This is a genomic window from Actinoplanes philippinensis, assembly GCF_900113015.1.
Taxonomy (GTDB): domain Bacteria; phylum Actinomycetota; class Actinomycetes; order Mycobacteriales; family Micromonosporaceae; genus Actinoplanes; species Actinoplanes philippinensis.
Window position 1 is genome coordinate 334,610 of the sequence record NZ_FONV01000004.1, and the last position, 15,950, is coordinate 350,559.

A 15,950-nucleotide genomic window follows, 5' to 3' on the forward strand; every position below is an offset into this window, starting at 1 on the left:
TGTAGATCGGGGCCGTCAGACCTGTCCACCCCCTCAGAAGTCAATCACCCATAGGTGTACGCCAATGCGATATGTCGTTTCCGGACGCAATTTCTCTCGAATATCGGCCCATCCGGGCCATTACGCGGACGCGGTGACCCGGTAGATCGCGCCGGCCTGGTCGTCGCTGACATAGAGCGCGCCGTCCGGCCCCTGGACCGCCATCACCGGACGTCCCCAGCGTGCGCCGTCGGCACCCTGGAACCCGGTGATCAGCGTCTGCTGCGGCCCGAGCGTCCCGTCCCGCCACGCGAAGAACGACACCTCGGGCGCCCGCGGGGGCTTGCGGTTCCACGAGCCGTGGATGCCGACGAGCGCGCCCTCGCCGTACCCACCGGCCAGTCCCGGCCCGGTCACGAAGCTCAGGCCCAGCGGCGCCGAGTGCGCGCCCATCCCCTGCTCGACCGGCGGCAGCGCGGCGCAGTCCAGTTTCGTGCCGTCGACGTTGGTCTCCAGGTCACGGACGAACGGGCGGCCGGTGTAGCTAAGCGGGGAGTCCGGGGCGCCCGGGTTCACGTCGGGCTCCGAGTTGCAGTACGGCCAGCCGAGCTCCCGGCCCTCGGTGAGCCGGGCCAGCTGCTCCATCGGGTGGTCGTTGACGTACGACTGCATCACGTCGCCGTTGTCCTTGCCGCCGTCACCGTCGTAGTCGAGCTCGTGCGGGTACTGGATGTTGTCGCGGTGGTTGACCGCCGTCCACACCGCCCCGTCCGGGTCGACGGCCAGGCCGGTGCCGTTGCGGACGCCGCGCGCGAAGACCGTCGGGGTGCCGCCACCGGCCGGCGTCTTCAGGATGGTGGCCCGCTGCGGGGTGGCGTCCCGGTCGGCGGCCGAGATGTTGCCGGTCGACCCGACCGACACGTAGATGCTGCCGTCCTTGCCGATCGCCACGCTCTTGAGCGCGTGCGAGTAGGCGCCGCGCAGCTCGGGGCTCTTGTCGTCGGGCAGCCCGTCGATCACGATCGTGCGGTCGCTGACCTGGCCGGCCCGGTAGGTGTACGTGTTGACCTGATCACTCTCGGCCACGTAGAGGGTGTCTCCGGCGAAGGCCAGCCCGTGCGGCTGGTTCAGCCCGGTGAGCAGGGTGCGCTGGGCGGGCGCCGCGCCGTCGGCGCCGGGGGTCAGCGCCAGCACGTCGCCGTACTTCGGCCGGGACACCAGCAGCTGCCCGTCCGGCGTCCAGGCCAGCAGGCGGGGCTTGTCCATCCGTGCCCACACCGTCACCGTCCAGCCGGGCGGCGCCTGCACCGTGCGCTCCGCGTCGAACGGCGCCGTCGCGGTGCCGTCGAGAGTGCGAACAGCCGAGGCGACCAGGCCGGGCACCTGCGCGGCCCCGGGGGCGGCCACCGTGGATCGTTCGGGTACGGGGCTCTCCTCCATGGCGGTGCAGCCCGCCAGCGCGAGCACCAGGCTCGCCGTCATCACACCGTGCGCGATCGTCCTCATCCCGGCATCTCTACCGACCCGGCATGCCGATCCGCAAATCAGCATGCCGGGTACCACCCGTCAGGGCAGGGTCCACCGCTGGTTCGCGCCGGCGAAACAGTCCCAGATCTGCAGCCGGGCGCCGTTGGCCGAGCTGTTGTCCTGCACGTCCAGGCAGCGGCCGCTCACCGGGTTGCGCAGCGTGCCGTCCGACGCGGACTGCCACTGCTGGGCGCCGGTGCCGTTGCAGTCGTAGATCTGCACGAGCGACCCGTTGGCGGTGCCGGCCGCGTTCACGTCCAGGCACTTGCCCAGGCCGCGGATCGTGCCGTCGGCGCCGACGGTCCAGGTCTGCGCGGCCGTGCCGTTGCAGTCGTAGAGCTGGACGGCGGTGCCGTTGGCGCTGCTCGCCGCGTTGATGTCGACACACTTGCCGCCGAGACCGGTGATCCGACCGGTCCGGCCGACCGGCCCGGTGCCGCCCATCACGGTCTCGTAGATGGCGCTGACCAGCGAATTCGCCCCCGTGACGTCCTGGCTCAGCTCCCAGTTCATGATCCCGCCGGCGTTGGCCATCGCCCACTGGGTCTTGCGGCGGATCGTGGGCAGTCCGTTGTAGCACTGCTGCGCCCCGCCCGCCGTCGTGCAGTCCCGGTTGGCGTTGGCCGGATCAAGAGCGACGAGCTGGGCGTACGTGTAATAGCCCGGCCTGCTGTAGAAGGGCACCCCGAGCACCGTCTTGGCCTTGGGCAGCCCCCGGTTCTTCCAGAAGTTCGCCGCGGCGATCGACCAGTCGTAGTTCGCGTGCGGGCTGCCGCCGTCGTAGGCCATGATGTTCAGCCAGTCGACGTACCCGAAGACCGCCGGCTGTACGCCGTCCGCCGTACCACCCTCGCTGACGACCGCAGCCGTGAGCAGCTTGCCCTCGTTGTGCAGAGCGGTGCTGAGCTGACCCATCAGCGCCGTGTAGTTGTTGCCGGAGGCGCCCGGGTCGGGGTACTCCCAGTCGATGTCGATGCCGTCCAGGTTGTACTGGCGCACCACCGACATCAGCGCGTTGACGAACGTGGTACGGGTGCCGGAGCCGGCGGCGAGGCTCTCGAAGGCGGAGTCGTTGCCGTCGTTCCAGCCGCCGACCGCGAGCGAGACCTTCACGTTGTTCTGGTGGCCGAGCGTGACCAGCTGCTGGAGCTTGGCGGTGTTCTCGATCGGCTGGAGGGTGCCGTTGGCGTTGGGCAGCGCGAACGAGTAGTTGATGTGGGTCAGTTTCGTGTACTGGACGGCGGTGACGCTGCCGGCCCAGGACGGCATGTAGCCGACGCTCCTGAAGCCGCCGGGCAGCACCGCCCCCTGCGCGGGCTGGGCCGCGACGAGACCGATCGCCGAGGTGGCGAGGGTGAGCGCAGCCGCGAGAACTTTCCTGATCTTCATGGGGATTGGACCCTTCTGTCCGGGTCAGCAAAGGTTAGGAAAGTTAACTTACAGACGTCAATAAGAACGCGAGGTTCCGGAACAAGACGATTCGGAGCCGTACGGGCCACGGATGGGTGGATGTCGGCAAGTCCACACCGGCCCATCCGGGGATGCGGCAGCCCCGAACCCGTGCTGAGAGAACGCCTCTCGCCAGCACGGAAGGACCCACCATGACGGTCAAACCCCGCCTGCGGCGCACGCTGGCCGCGCTCGGCGCCATCGCGCTGCTCGGTGGCTCGCTGCACGGTCTCGGCCCCGGAACCGCAACGGCGTCCAGCCACCGTGAGGCGCCACTGGTCGCCGCCGACCCGGCGATCGACAACACCGACCTGTACGCGTTCGTCAGCCCCGAGCGGCCCGGATACGTCACGTTCGTCGCCAACTGGCAGCCGTTCGAGGAGCCGAACGGCGGGCCGAACTTCTACCCGTTCGCCACCGACGCCACGTACCACATCAAGGTCGACAACGACGGCGACGCCAGACCGGACGCCGAGTTCAAATGGAAGTTCCGGAACATCGACAAGCGCGGCGACAGCACGTTCCTCTACAACAACGGTCCGGTCACCTCGCTCGACGACGAGAACCTGCTGTTCCGGCAGACCTACAGCCTGCAGTCGTCGTTCGACGGGGCGCCGTTCCAGACCCGTGTCGAGGACGTGCCGGTGGCGCCGTCGCGGGTCGGGGCCGCGTCCATGCCCGACTACGGCACGCTGCGGGACCAGGCCACCCGTACCCTCCCCGGGGGTTGGAAGATCTTCGCCGGACAGGCCGACGACCCGTTCTTCCTCGATCTGCGCGTCTTCGACCTGCTGTACGGCGGCGACCTCTCCGAGACCGGGCAGGACACGCTGGCCGGCTACAACGTCAACACGATCGCGCTGCAGGTGCCGTTCAAAGACGTCGCGCTCAAGGCCGACGCCGGACGCAACCCGGTCATCGGGGTGTGGACCACGACCGAGCGCAATCGGGTACGGATCACCGGCGGCGCCCAGTCAGGCGGCAAGGTCCAGGTGTCCCGCCTCGGGAACCCGCTGGTCAACGAGGTGGTGGTGCCGGCGTCACTGAAGGACACCTTCAACGCCACGCCGCCCGAACGGGACGCCAAGATCCCGGCACTGGTCAAGCGGGTGCTGGAGCCCGAGGTGCCGAAACTGATCGAGTCGATCTACAAGATCCCGGCGCCGAAGACCCCGCGCAACGACCTCGCCGAGATCTTCCTGACCGGCATCACCACCAAAGCCGGCGGCCCGATCAAGGCGGATCTCAACTCCCAGCTCAACAACGCCGACGTCAACGCCTCCCGGTTCACGCCGTCGGAACAGCTGCGCCTCAACCTGTCGGTGCCGGTCACCGGCGCCCCCAACCGGCTCGGCGTCCTCGCCGGCGACCTGCAGGGCTTCCCGAACGGCCGGCGCCTCACCGACGACGTCGTCGACATCGAGTTGCAGGCCCTCGTGGGGGCGGCCCAGACCGGCAAGCTCGTCGACGCCCTCGCCGCGGGGGATGCGGTCGATGGCAACGAGCAGGGGTTCAGCGGGCAGTTCCCGTATGTGGCGCTGCCCAACGGCGTGGCGGTCAACAGCGCCTCCCGGCAGCCGGCCGCCGCCGCTCCCCCGGCCTCCGGGTCGTCCGGGTCCTCCGCGGCTTCCGGGTCCGCCGGCGTCTCCGCGTCGTCCGGGGCCTCCGGCGCTTCCGGGTCGTCCGGGGCCTCCGGCGCTTCCGGTTCGGACGCCGGTGCAGGTGCCGGCCCGGACGCCGCGCAGCCCGCGCCGGACCTCGCTCCCGTCGCGGTGGTGACCGGAGCATCCGGGGTCGGCCTGCTCATCATCCTGGTCGCAGCCTTCCTGCTGGTCCGCTGGTACCGGCGACGTTCCACCGACCCGGACCGGACGCTGCCGCTGTAGCCACACACCGGGCGGGCGCCCCCTGCCGCGCCCGCCCGGTCGCTCTCACGCATTTCCGTGTTTCCGCCGTCCATCCGTCCATCCGTCCGCTCGTCCGCTCGTCCGCTCGTCCGCTCGTCCGCTCGTCCGCTCGTCCGCTCGTCCGCTCGTCCGCTCGTCCGCTCGTCCGCTCGTCCGCTCGTCGGTGGAGGAAAACTCATGCGACGCACCCTGATCCGTATCGGACTCTCTGCCGCCCTTGCGGTCGGCCTGCTCGGTGCCGCCGCCGTCGTGACGCGGCCGGACGCGCCCGTTCCGGCCGCTCAGGTCACCGCTCAGCAACCCGTCGACGTGCTCGCGCAGCGGATCGCCCGGGTCCAGCAGCAACTGCGGGCCGTGCCGGGCGACTGGCCGGGCTGGGCCGCGCTCGGCGCCGCCTACCTGGAACAGGCCCGGATCACCGCCGATCCCGGCCTCTACCCGAAAGCCGAGGAGGCCGCCCACCGGTCGCTGCGGCTGCGGCCGGACGACAACGGCGACGGGCTCGTGGTCCTCGGCGCGCTCGCCAACGCCCGCCACGACTTCGCCGCCGCCCGCGATCTGGCCCACCAGGCACTGTCCGTTAACGATCACGACGCTGACGCCTACGGGGTCCTCGCCGACGCACTCACCCAACTCGGCGACGCACCCGCGGCCACCGACGCCGTGCAGCGGATGCTCGACCTGCGGCCCGGGCTCGCCGCCTACGCTCGCGCCTCCTACGACCTCGAACTTCGCGGCCAGGTCACCGAGGCGGAGACGCTGATGCACCAGGCGCTGTCCGGTGCGGTGGACCGGCACGACGTGGCGTTCTGCCGTTCCCAGCTGGGCGATCTCGCCTTCGGCCGCGGGGATCTCGACGCCGCCGAAGCCTCCTACACCGCCGCGCTGGCCGCGGATCCGGCCGCCTTCGGCGCCCAGCACGGGATGGCCCGGGTCCACGCGGCGCGCGGAGATCTCACCGGCGCCATCCGGGGGTACGGCGATCTCGTCGCCCGGATGCCCGTCACGTCGACCCTGCTGGAGTACGCCACAGTGCTGCGCCTGGCGGGGCGGCCGACCGAAGCTGATCAGCAGGTCACGCTGGCAGCCGCGGCCGAGCGGCTGTTCGCCGCCAACGGTGGCACGGACCGGCTCGCGGCGGCCGAACTCGCCCTCGCCCAGAACCGGCCGGACGACGCCGTCACCGCGGCCCGCGCCGAATGGGAACGGCGCCGGCACCCGGACGTCGCCGACATGCTGGCCTGGTCACTGCACACCGCCGGACGCGACGCGGAAGCGCTGCCCTACGCGCGGCGAGCGGTCGCCGGTGGAGCACGGCCGGCCGTCTACGCGTACCACCTCGGAATGATCCTTCTCGGTCTTGACCAGAGGGACGCCGCGCGCACCGCATTGTCCCGCGCCCTCGACACCAACCCCTACTTCTCCCCCGTCGACGGGCCGCTGGCCAGGCGTGCGCTCGCGGGGCTGCGCACTTCCGGAGGCAACCGATGAAAAGGTACGCGGCAGCCGCGGCCGTGGCCGTGGCCGCAGTCGTGGTCTGGCCGGCGGCCCCGGCACAGGCGCACCCGCTGGGACGGTTCTCGGTCAACCAGTACGCCGGCTTGACACTGCGCCCGGACCGCATCGAGGTGGACGCGGTCGTCGACGTCGCGGAACTCCCGACTTTGCAGGACCGGACGCGAGCCGACACCGACGGTGACGGAACCCTGTCGGCCTCCGAGCGGGCCGGGTATGCGGCGGCGGAGTGCGCACGGTTCGCCGAGGGGTTCACGGCCACGGTGGACGGTCAGCGGGTGACGTGGGCGGAGTCATCACCGGTCTACGAGGTGGTGCCGGGTGCGGGCGGCCTGGACACCAGCCGGCTCGAATGCGGGCTGAGCGCCGCGGCCGGGATCGCCGCCTCTCGCCCTGACGGGGTGACCGAGGCGCGAATCGACAACGGTTATCGTGCCGACCGGGTCGGCTGGCGCGAGATCACCGCCACCGGAACCGGGGTGCGGCTGTCGTCGTCCACCGTGCCGGCGGAGAGCGTCACGGGCCGGTTGTCGGCCTACCCACAGGATCTGCTGATGTCAGCTCTCGACGTGCGAACCGCAACCATCCGGGTCGGCGGCGCTCCCCCGCCCGGCTCCGCCCCGGACGCGAACCCCGGTTCCACATCGAACGCCGCAGACGGCTCGAATTCGGCGGGCGCCGACCCGATCAGTGCCGCCGAACTAGACACCGGAATCGTTGATCCGAACGCTGCTGCCGCACAGAGAGCCGGCGCGACTGCCGGGCCGGACGGACCGGGCTTCCTGGCCGCGGCGCAGCAGCGGGTGGAGACGGTGCTCGGCGGCCGGCTCACGCCTGTTGTGGTGGGGTTGGCATTCCTGCTGGCAGTACTGCTCGGCGCTGGCCACGCGGTGCTCCCCGGTCACGGCAAGACGGTGATGGCCGCCTACTTCGCAGGCCGGCGTGGCCGAATCCGTGACGCCCTCGCCGTCGGCGGAACCGTCACCCTCGCCCACACCGGCGCCGTCCTGCTGGTCGGCCTGCTGTTGAGCACGTCAACCGCCCTCGCCGGCGAACGGGTGCTCGCGATGCTCGGCGTGGCGAGCGGCGCGCTGGTCGTGCTGGTCGGCGTGAGCATGCTGGTTTCGATCCGCCGCTCCGGAACCCTGGAGTCACACACGCACACCCACACCGACAAGGCCAGGAGGTCCGAATCCACTCACAGTCACGACTTGCACGACCACGACGCGCACGATCACGCCCCGCACCATCATGATCCACACGATCACATCTCGGCCAGTCACAGCCAGCACAAACACGATTCACACAGTCACGACACACTCGATCACGGCTCGCATCAGCATGCTCTACATGACGACGGTCAACCCGAGCGCAATCAATATGGCTTGACTCAATATGAACACAGTCAACATGAATCTGCTCAACATGAATCTGCTCAACATGGATCTGCTCAACACGGCGCCGATCAACACGGCGCCGGTCAACACGGAGGAGGTCAAGGCGAGCGTCTGGAGCATGAGCACGCGCCGGCGATGTCAGGTGAATTGGATGAGCACCTGCACGGTCACCGGCATGGCTTCCTTCGTGGACACAGCCATGGGCATTCTCATGTTCAGGATGGGCGGAGCGGGCGGTTGCGACGACGTCTCGGGCTTGCCGGAATCGGGCTTGCCGGTGGGCTGGTGCCCAGCCCTTCCGCGCTGGTGGTATTGCTCGGAGCGATCGGTCTCGGCCGCGCCGGGCTCGGCGTGGCTCTGGTGATTGCCTACGGTCTGGGGATGGCCGCGACTCTCACCGCGGTCGGGCTCCTCCTCGTGGTCGCCCAGAACCGGCTCGGTCACCTGATCAACACCCGCGGCTGGGCTAGCCGGTGGGGCGGTGCCATTTCCCGGATCAGCGGCCGGATCGCCACGGGCGCACCTACTGTCACCGCCGCGCTGGTCGTCATCGTGGGTCTCGGCATCGGCCTTCGCGCCCTCGCCTGACCACGGAACCGATCTCCTGCCCGCACCTCATCAGGACGAATACCACGCCGATGGCGGCGGCCAGGGCCGCGACCCCGGAAGCCACCGAGGCCCAGAAGCGGGACCGTGATGCGGTCATGGTCGCCCGGACGACCGGGGCGGGCATCCTCCACACGGGATGACCACGGGCGCCGACAGACCAGGGGGTTTCCCTGGGTCCCGGCCCGTGGGCCGGCTGTGAGGGTTCGCGGTATGAGAAGACGACTGCTTCTGATCACCGCCGCCTCGCTGTCGCTGACAGCGGCCGCGGTGGCGCCGGCGGCCGCGAACGCGGCGACCTCCTGCCGGCCACCGACCGTGACCGCGCCGGCCGGGGCGGTGGTGGAGTCGGTTCGGGCCACCGCCGACGCGGGCGGCACCGTGACGGTTCCGGACCAGACGCCGCTGCCGACGCCACCGCCGATCGCCGACGTCCCGGCCTGGTGTGACATCACCGTCGTCCTCGCCCATCCGGGCGCTGCCGACCACGTGACCGTCAAGGTGTCGCTGCCGAGTGACCCGGCCCGATGGAACGGCCGGCTGCAGGCGGTCGGCGGCAGCGCCTACCTGGCCGGCAACCTGGACGGGGCGGAGCTGGTGACCGCGGTGAAGAGCGGATACGCGGCGACCGCCACCGACGCCGGGGTCGGTGACAACCCGCTCGACACCACGTGGGCGATTCAGCCCGGCGGTTCGCTGAACGACGGGCTGCTGACGAACTTCGCCTCCCGGTCGGTGCACGAGATGGCGGTGGTGGCGAAGGACGTCACCCGCGCCTTCTACGGGCGGGCGGCGAACCGGGCGTACTTCAACGGCTGTTCGACCGGCGGCCGTCAGGGCTACCAGGAGGCGCAGTCCTGGCCGGACGACTTCGACGGCATTCTGGCGGCCGCGCCGGCGATCAACTGGGACCGGTTCGCGGTGGCGACGTTGTGGCCGCAGGTGGTGTTCCACGAGGAGCGGGTGGCGCCGACGGCCTGCGAGCTGAAGGCGTTCAACGCGGCGGCGACCGCCGCCTGTGACACCTCCGACGGGGTACGTGACGGCATCATCGACGACCCGCGGACCTGCTCGTGGGATCCGCGCGCACTGGCCGGCACGACGGTGCGGTGTGACGGCGTGACGCGGACGATCACGCGGGCGGAGGCCGAGGCGGTCCGCCGGATCTGGCAGGGGCCGCCGTCGTGGTACGGGCCGAATCGCGGCGCCGACGTCACGACCTTCCTGGCCGTACCCGGTCAGCCGTTCTTCGTCGCCGACCTGTGGGCGAAGTATTTCGTCACCCGGGATGCCGCGTTCGACACCACACGGCTGACGGTCAAGGACTTCACCAGGTTGTACGCCGCCTCGCGCCGCCAGTTCCACCGGGTGATCGGCTCGGACGACCCGGATCTGCGGGCGTTCCGTGACTCCGGCGGGAAGCTGCTGAGCTGGCACGGCCAGTACGACGAGCTGGTGCCGACCGAGGGCACCGTCGACTACCGCCGGCGGGTGGAGCGGCTGTTCGGTGGCGGCGAGCGGGTCGACGGCTTCTACCGTCTGTTCCTGCTGCCAGGTGTGGCGCACTGTGGCGGCGGCCCGGGCGGGCAGCCGGTCGATCCGCTGGGCGCCCTGGTCGACTGGGTGGAGAGGGGTCACGCCCCGGCGGCCCTGGCGACGGTCTCCGCCGGCGGGGTCACCCGGAACGTGGCCCGGTATCCGATGCGCTGACGCCGGGTCACGCGGTGGCGGTCACGCTTCCGGTGACCGTCACCGCGAACGTGTCCGGTGCCGGCGAGCGAGACGGTGGGCCGGCCGGAGCCGGTCCACCGGTCGCCTGATCGTCCGGGTCCCGGGCTCAGCGCCGCCGGGTGCGGCGGGTCCGGCGGCGGGTACGCGGGTGGGGCCGGCGTTCGAGCCGGGGTGGCCCGGGACGCCAGCGGGGGTAGCGGCCGGGCGGGACGAGGGGCGGTTCCGGGGCGGCCGGCCCGCCGCCGAGCAGGGCGGCCGCGCAGATGGCGGCGAACGCGACGACGCCGACGTTGCGAGTCAGGGCGGCGGCGTCGACCGCGGCCGGGGTCTCGGGGGCGATCACGCCGGTCGGCTCGGTCAGCACCTCGACGGCTTCGCCACGGGTGTAGGCCCGGTCGGTGCGGCAGATTCGGCCGGCCATCGCGGACCCGTCGGCCCGGACCAGGTGATAGCAGTACTCGACGCGGTCGCGGTTGCTGCGGGTGGGTGTGCTCACCACGTCCCGGGCGCCGATGTACGCCGTCGCGGGCCGCCCCACCAGACCGAGGACGCCTTCGCGGGCGGAGTTGAGCGCGGCGAACGCGAACACGATCGTCGCCATCACCAGGACGAGCCCGAGCGCGTCCCGCAGCGGTCCCTTCTCGGCCGGTTTCCCGGTGCGTACGCCCGGCTTCTGGCGGGCCACCGCCACCACGAACGCGGCGCCGACGATGCCGAAGCAGACCCAGAAGGGCGGCCAGTCGCGGAAACTCCCGACCGTGGCCGCCAGGCCGGGCGCCAGGCACCAGCCGATCAGGCGCAGGCGGGCCGCCAGGGGCGGCATCGACGCTCTCACGTCCACGATTCTGCGCCGCCGCCGCAAGCCGTATGTTCGTCACCTCCGGGACGTGAGGAACACACATCGGATCGGTGAGAGCGGCGACTACTGTGGACGCTCACCGGATCGAAGACTCGGAACATGATGAAAGCGCTGCTCTCCCTGGCCCTCGCCGCCACACCGGTGTCGACGGTCACCCCGCTCTCGCTGCCGCCGCCGACCGGCCCGGACCTCATCGGGACGGTCACCGCCCACCTGATCGACAGGTCCCGGCCGGACCCGTGGGTCGCCACGGAGAAGAACCGTGAGCTGATGGTGTCGATCTGGTATCCGGCTCGCACCGTCCGCGGCCATCGGCGCGCCGATTGGGTGTCGCCCGGTGTCGCCGCCCGGATCAACCCGCCGGACAGTGGCTACGCGCTTCCGGTCACTCACGGCCATGTCGGCGCGCCGCCGGCGGCCGGCCGGCATCCGGTGGTGCTCTACTCCCCCGGTTTCGGGCTGGAGCGCACCTCCGGCACGGTGCTGGTGGAGGAGCTGGTCAGCCACGGCTACGTCGTCGTGACGATCGACCACACCCACGATGCGAACTTCGTGGAGTTCCCGGACGGCCGGATCGCGACCGGGGCGATCGAGCCGCCCGCCTCTCCCGAGGAGGAGGAGAAGCTGCTGGCGAAGGTGGTCGACGTCCGTGTCCGGGACACCCGGTTCGTGCTGGACCAGCTGCGCCGGATGCCGCTGGCCCGGACCATGGACCTGTCGCGGATCGGCATGTTCGGCGCGTCGATGGGTGGGACCACCGCGGCGAACGTCATGCTCGCCGACCGGCGTGTCCGGGCCGGCGTCAACCTCGACGGCAGTTTCGTCGGCCCGATCCTGACCACCGACCTGACACGGCCGTTCCTGCTCTTCGGCTCGGACACCGACGGCGAGCAGGACGACACCTGGACCACTGTGTGGGAGCGCCTGCGGGGGCCGCGCCACCAGCTGGAGATCGACGGGACGGCCCACCTGTCGTTCACCGACTTCCAGTCGCTGTTCCCGCAGCTCGGGCTACCGCCGGACCAGGTCGAGCCGGTGGTCGGCACGATCGGCGCCGACCGGTCGGTGGCGATCCAGCGGGCCTACCTGCGCGCGTTCTTCGACAGGCATCTGCGGCATCGTGGCGGCGGTCTCCTCGACCGTCCGTCGCCCCGCTACCCCGAGGTCACCGTCAAACCCTGAGAGGATCCATGAGCATGCGTACGGTGAGCACGGCGCCGGCCGACCCGGGACGGTCCGTGCTCGCCGTCGACGTGACGGCCGGCGGCTGTTTCCTGGTGGCGCTGCTGGCCGAGCGTTTCATGCTGGATCCGGTCCCGTCCGGGGACGCGGTGGCCGCGGTGCTCGCCGGAGTGCTCCTGGCGGTGGCCGTCGCGCTGCGTCGCCGGCTGCCGTTTCCGGCGTTCCTGGTCAGTGCCGCGGCGCTGTGCCTGGAGGCCCTGGCCACACCGGCGAGCTGGCTGTCGCCGTACGCCAATCTGCTCGTGGTCTTCTCGGTGGCCCGCCATGGGAGCCGCCGGCAGGCCTGGCTGGCTCTCGCCGGCACCGTCGTCTGTATCGGGGTGTATTTCACGGCACGTGACGATGTGCAGCGGCTGACCCAGCCGCTCGGGGTGCTGGTGGTGTGGTTGTCGATGTGGGCGGTCGGCTATGCGATGGCCCGCCGGCAGGAGGAGCAGCGGACCATCCGGCGGCTGGACCGGGAGCGGGCGGTCGCCGTCGAACGCGCCCGGATCGCCCGTGAGCTGCACGATCTCATCGGGCACACGGTGAACCTGATGCTCGTGCAGGCGGGCGCGAGCCGCCGTCTCCTGGACCGCGATCCGGCCCGGGCCCGCGAGCTGCTGACCGCCTTGGAGGGTTCCGGGCGGGACGCCCTCACCGAGCTGGACCGGGTCCTCGGGGTCCTCGGCGACACCGCCCCGGCCGACGGCGACCGCCTCGACCGGTTGCCCGACCTGGTACGGCGGGTGTCCGAGGCGGGCCTGCTGACCACCCTGGACATCGGCGCCGAGGTGCGCGGCCTGCCGGACAGCCTGAGCCTGACGGCCTACCGCATCGTCCAGGAGGGATTGACCAACGCGCTGCGGCACGCCGGCGCCCGGCACGCCTGGGTGACGGTGCGTCACGAGGACGGCTGGCTGGACATCATCGTCCGCGACGACGGACGCGGGGCGGCCGGGGGCTACCGGGCCGGGCGGGGCCTGCTCGGCATCGGCGAGCGGGCCGCGATGTTCGACGGCACGGTCACCCACGGCCCCGGCCCCGGCGGTTTCGGCCTGCATTGCCGGTTGCGGTCATGACGACGGTACGGGTGCTGCTCGCCGACGACGACGCCCTGCTCCGGGCCGGGGTGGCGGTGGTGCTCGGCACCGCCGCCGAGATCACGCTCGTCGGGCAGGCCGCCGACGGCATCGAGGCGGTCGCGCTCTGCCGTGACCTGCGGCCGGACGTCGTCGTGATGGACGTGCGGATGCCGGGCATCGACGGCATCGAGGCGACCCGGCGGATCGTGGCGAGCGGGTCGGCGGCGCGGGTGCTGGTGCCGACCACGTTCCGCCACGACGAATACGTGTGGGGCGCCGTCCAGGCCGGGGCCAGCGGATTCCTGCTCAAACGGGCGTCGCCGGAGCGACTCATCGACGCGGTGCTCACGATCGCCGCCGGGGACTCGCTGATCGACCCGGCGGTCACCCGCGACCTGCTCGACCGGTTCGTCTCCGCCGGGGCCGCCACGGCCGGTTCGGCGGAGAGCCGGCTCCTGGACCGGCTCACCGGCCGCGAACGGGAGGTGTTGCGGCTGGTCGCCGAGGGGTACACGAACGCCGAGATCGCCGGGCTGCTGACGCTGGCCGAGTCGACGGTGAAGACCCACGTGAAACGGATCCTCGCGAAGATCGGGGCACGGGACCGGGCGCAGGCCGTGGTGATCGCCTACCGCGGCGGGCTGGCCGGCAGCCGTCTACCCCCGTGGGGGTAGGGCGGATGTCCCCCGGGGAGGGACGATCCGGCGCGCGCTGATTCCTAGCGTCGGCGGCATGAGAACACGCATCATCACCATCGGGCTGCTCGGCTTCGTGCTGGCCGGGCTCGGCCTGCTGAGCCTCCGGCCGGCGGAGACGTTCGAGGTGCCCACCGGGGCCTTCCGCCTGCGGGACTGCGACTATGCGGTGGAGTCCGGCACGGTGGCCGCCGACTGCGGGACCATCGTGGTGCCGGAGAACCGGCGCAACCCGGCGTCGGCGACGATCGCGCTGCCGGTCATCCGGATCCGGGCGGCTGGGCCGGTCACCGGGGCGCCGATCTTCCGGCTCAACGGCGGGCCGGGCGCCACCAACCTGGAGTTTCCACAGGCCGGGCGGCTGCTCGACGGCCACGACGTGGTGCTCGTCGGCTATCGCGGGGTGGACGGGTCGCGCCGCCTCGACTGCCCGGAGGTCGAACACTCGCTGTCCACGTCGGCGGACCTCGGCGGGGCCGCGGGGCTGCGGGCCGCCACGGCGGCGTTCGGGGCGTGCGCCCGGCGGCTGACCGGCGACGGGGTGGACCTCACCGGCTACTCGATCGCGCAGCGGGTCGACGATCTGGAAGCGGCCCGGGAGGCACTCGGGTACCGGCGGATCAACCTGCTCAGCTCCAGCGCCGGCACCCGCACCGCGATGATCTACGCGTGGCGGCACCCGGCGTCGCTGGAGCGGTCGGCGATGATCTCGGTCAACCCGCCCGGGCACTTCGTCTGGGATCCCGAGATCACCGATCGGCAGCTCGGACGGTACGCGCAACTGTGCCGGGCCGATGCGGAGTGCTCCGGGCGTACCCCCGAACTGACCGACGCCCTCCGCAAGGCGACCGCGGACGTCCCGGACCGCTGGGGTCCGCTGCGGATCAAGGACGGCAACGTGCGCATCGCCGGGATGTACGGCATGTTCCTCAACGGGCCCGGCGCGGCGCCGCTGAACGCGCCCACCCTGATCGACGCGTATCTCAGCGGCGACCCGGCCGCGCTGTGGGCGCTGTCGGTGATCGGCGACCTGGTGCTGCCGACGTCGTTCGTGTGGGGTGAGTTCGCGTCGTTCGGCATGATCGACGCACCGGCCGCCGAGAAGTACTACGCCGGCGGCGGCGATCACGGGTCGATCCTGCGCGGCCAGGCCACCGACCTGCTGTGGGGCGGGCCCGGCGGGTTCTTCACGTCGTGGCCGGACAGCCCGGACAACGCTCCCTATCGGACGGTGCAGCCCAGTGACGTGGAGACCCTGCTGATCGGTGGCAGCGTGGACTTCTCGACTCCCGCCGAGCTCGCCACCCGCGAGCTGCTGCCGGCCCTGTCCCGCGGCCGGCAGGTGGTGCTGCCGGAGCTCGGCCACACCGGCGACTTCTGGGAGCACCAGCCGGACGCCGGGAAACAGCTGCTGACCACGTTCTACGACACCGGGCGGGTCGACGACGGGCAGTTCAGGCCGCGGGCCGTCGACTTCAGCCCGCAGGTCACGATGTCAGCGCTCGGGCGGTACCTGTTCGGGATCGTCGGCGGCCTGGCGGTGCTCACGGTGGTGCTGCTCGCGGCGATGCTGCTGCGGGCCGGACGGCGGGGCGGGTTCCGGCCGCGGACCGGGCTGTGGCTGCGGATCCTGACACCCGCGCTGTTCGGGGTGGGTGGCTGGTGCTGCGCGATCCTGCTGGTGTGGACGGTGGGACCGGCCGCCTTCATCGGCTCGGCGGCGGTGGCGGTGCCGTCGGCCGGGGTGGCGGTCGGACTCAGCACCTACGCTGCCGGCGCGCGCCGGCTCCGGCCGCTGCCGCTGGCCGGGACGGTCGCCGCCGCGGTGGTGGGCGCCGCCCTCGGGTACGGCGCCCTGCCCGGCCCGGCAGCCCTGGCCACCACGCTCCTGGGCGCCGCCGTCGCCGCCAACCTGGCCCTGCTCACCACCCGCTCGCCGGCGCCCGGCTCCCACCCCGTCCCGGCGTGATCGGCGTCCA

The 15,950-nt window shown here is 71.7% G+C and carries 11 protein-coding genes; 8 read left to right on the forward strand and 3 right to left on the reverse strand.

Annotated features, from left to right (window positions below; genetic code table 11):
• Positions 1 to 120 precede the first annotated feature (120 nt).
• Together BM290_RS11850 and BM290_RS11855 are read right to left on the reverse strand one after the other, a co-directional pair.
• Entirely contained in the window at positions 121 to 1,485 is a 1,365-nt protein-coding gene (locus tag BM290_RS11850) for a PQQ-dependent sugar dehydrogenase (protein WP_093613054.1), read from the reverse strand.
• Positions 1,486 to 1,545: 60 nt separating this feature from the next.
• Positions 1,546 to 2,895 carry a glycosyl hydrolase family 18 protein gene (locus tag BM290_RS11855; protein ID WP_093613056.1) on the reverse strand — a complete coding sequence of 450 codons (1,350 nt, stop codon included), beginning with the start codon at positions 2,893 to 2,895 and terminating at the stop codon, positions 1,546 to 1,548.
• A gap of 212 nt (positions 2,896 to 3,107) precedes the next feature.
• Between BM290_RS11855 and BM290_RS11860 the strand changes: the two genes are divergently transcribed.
• The 4 genes from BM290_RS11860 (at position 3,108) to BM290_RS11875 (ending at position 10,090) form a co-directional block, all read left to right on the forward strand.
• Positions 3,108 to 4,841, forward strand: a complete 1,734-nt coding sequence (locus BM290_RS11860) for a DUF4331 domain-containing protein (RefSeq protein ID WP_093613058.1) — start codon at positions 3,108 to 3,110, stop codon at positions 4,839 to 4,841.
• 198 nt (positions 4,842 to 5,039) lie between these two features.
• On the forward strand, positions 5,040 to 6,353 hold the full coding sequence (locus tag BM290_RS11865) for a tetratricopeptide repeat protein (protein WP_093613060.1): 1,314 nt from the start codon (positions 5,040 to 5,042) through the stop codon (positions 6,351 to 6,353).
• On the forward strand, positions 6,350 to 8,362 hold the full coding sequence (locus BM290_RS11870) for a sulfite exporter TauE/SafE family protein (RefSeq protein WP_143133708.1): 2,013 nt from the start codon (positions 6,350 to 6,352) through the stop codon (positions 8,360 to 8,362). Before BM290_RS11865 ends, BM290_RS11870 begins: the two co-directional genes overlap by 4 nt.
• A 231-nt stretch (positions 8,363 to 8,593) precedes the next feature.
• Entirely contained in the window at positions 8,594 to 10,090 is a 1,497-nt protein-coding gene (locus BM290_RS11875) for a tannase/feruloyl esterase family alpha/beta hydrolase (protein ID WP_093613064.1), read from the forward strand.
• Between the two features lie 127 nt (positions 10,091 to 10,217).
• Here BM290_RS11875 and BM290_RS11880 read toward each other — a convergent pair whose 3' ends face one another.
• Entirely contained in the window at positions 10,218 to 10,946 is a 729-nt protein-coding gene (locus BM290_RS11880; protein WP_143133709.1) for a hypothetical protein, read from the reverse strand.
• A gap of 123 nt (positions 10,947 to 11,069) precedes the next feature.
• Here BM290_RS11880 and BM290_RS11885 point away from each other — a divergent pair, with 123 nt between their 5' ends.
• Genes BM290_RS11885 through BM290_RS11900 form a run of 4 tightly spaced genes read left to right on the forward strand, consistent with a single transcriptional unit; the run spans position 11,070 to position 15,940 of the window.
• Positions 11,070 to 12,152, forward strand: a complete 1,083-nt coding sequence (locus tag BM290_RS11885) for an alpha/beta hydrolase family protein (protein ID WP_093613068.1) — start codon at positions 11,070 to 11,072, stop codon at positions 12,150 to 12,152.
• Positions 12,153 to 12,166: 14 nt separating this feature from the next.
• Positions 12,167 to 13,273, forward strand: coding sequence for a sensor histidine kinase (locus BM290_RS11890; RefSeq protein WP_218163287.1), 1,107 nt, complete (start codon positions 12,167 to 12,169; stop codon positions 13,271 to 13,273).
• Complete coding sequence (locus tag BM290_RS11895; protein ID WP_093613072.1) at positions 13,270 to 13,950, forward strand: response regulator; 681 nt, start codon at positions 13,270 to 13,272, stop codon at positions 13,948 to 13,950. The genes BM290_RS11890 and BM290_RS11895 overlap by 4 nt, the downstream gene beginning before the upstream one ends.
• A gap of 58 nt (positions 13,951 to 14,008) precedes the next feature.
• Complete coding sequence (locus tag BM290_RS11900; RefSeq protein WP_093613074.1) at positions 14,009 to 15,940, forward strand: alpha/beta hydrolase; 1,932 nt, start codon at positions 14,009 to 14,011, stop codon at positions 15,938 to 15,940.
• The last annotated feature ends 10 nt before the right edge of the window (positions 15,941 to 15,950 follow it).

Coding starts and splice junctions, on each gene's coding strand:
- BM290_RS11850 (WP_093613054.1), bottom strand. CDS start 1,485: ATGAGGACGATCGCGCACGGTGTGATGACGGCGAGCCTGGTGCTCGCG.
- BM290_RS11855 (WP_093613056.1), bottom strand. CDS start 2,895: ATGAAGATCAGGAAAGTTCTCGCGGCTGCGCTCACCCTCGCCACCTCG.
- BM290_RS11860 (WP_093613058.1), top strand. CDS start 3,108: ATGACGGTCAAACCCCGCCTGCGGCGCACGCTGGCCGCGCTCGGCGCC.
- BM290_RS11865 (WP_093613060.1), top strand. CDS start 5,040: ATGCGACGCACCCTGATCCGTATCGGACTCTCTGCCGCCCTTGCGGTC.
- BM290_RS11870 (WP_143133708.1), top strand. CDS start 6,350: ATGAAAAGGTACGCGGCAGCCGCGGCCGTGGCCGTGGCCGCAGTCGTG.
- BM290_RS11875 (WP_093613064.1), top strand. CDS start 8,594: ATGAGAAGACGACTGCTTCTGATCACCGCCGCCTCGCTGTCGCTGACA.
- BM290_RS11885 (WP_093613068.1), top strand. CDS start 11,070: ATGATGAAAGCGCTGCTCTCCCTGGCCCTCGCCGCCACACCGGTGTCG.
- BM290_RS11890 (WP_218163287.1), top strand. CDS start 12,167: ATGCGTACGGTGAGCACGGCGCCGGCCGACCCGGGACGGTCCGTGCTC.
- BM290_RS11895 (WP_093613072.1), top strand. CDS start 13,270: ATGACGACGGTACGGGTGCTGCTCGCCGACGACGACGCCCTGCTCCGG.
- BM290_RS11900 (WP_093613074.1), top strand. CDS start 14,009: ATGAGAACACGCATCATCACCATCGGGCTGCTCGGCTTCGTGCTGGCC.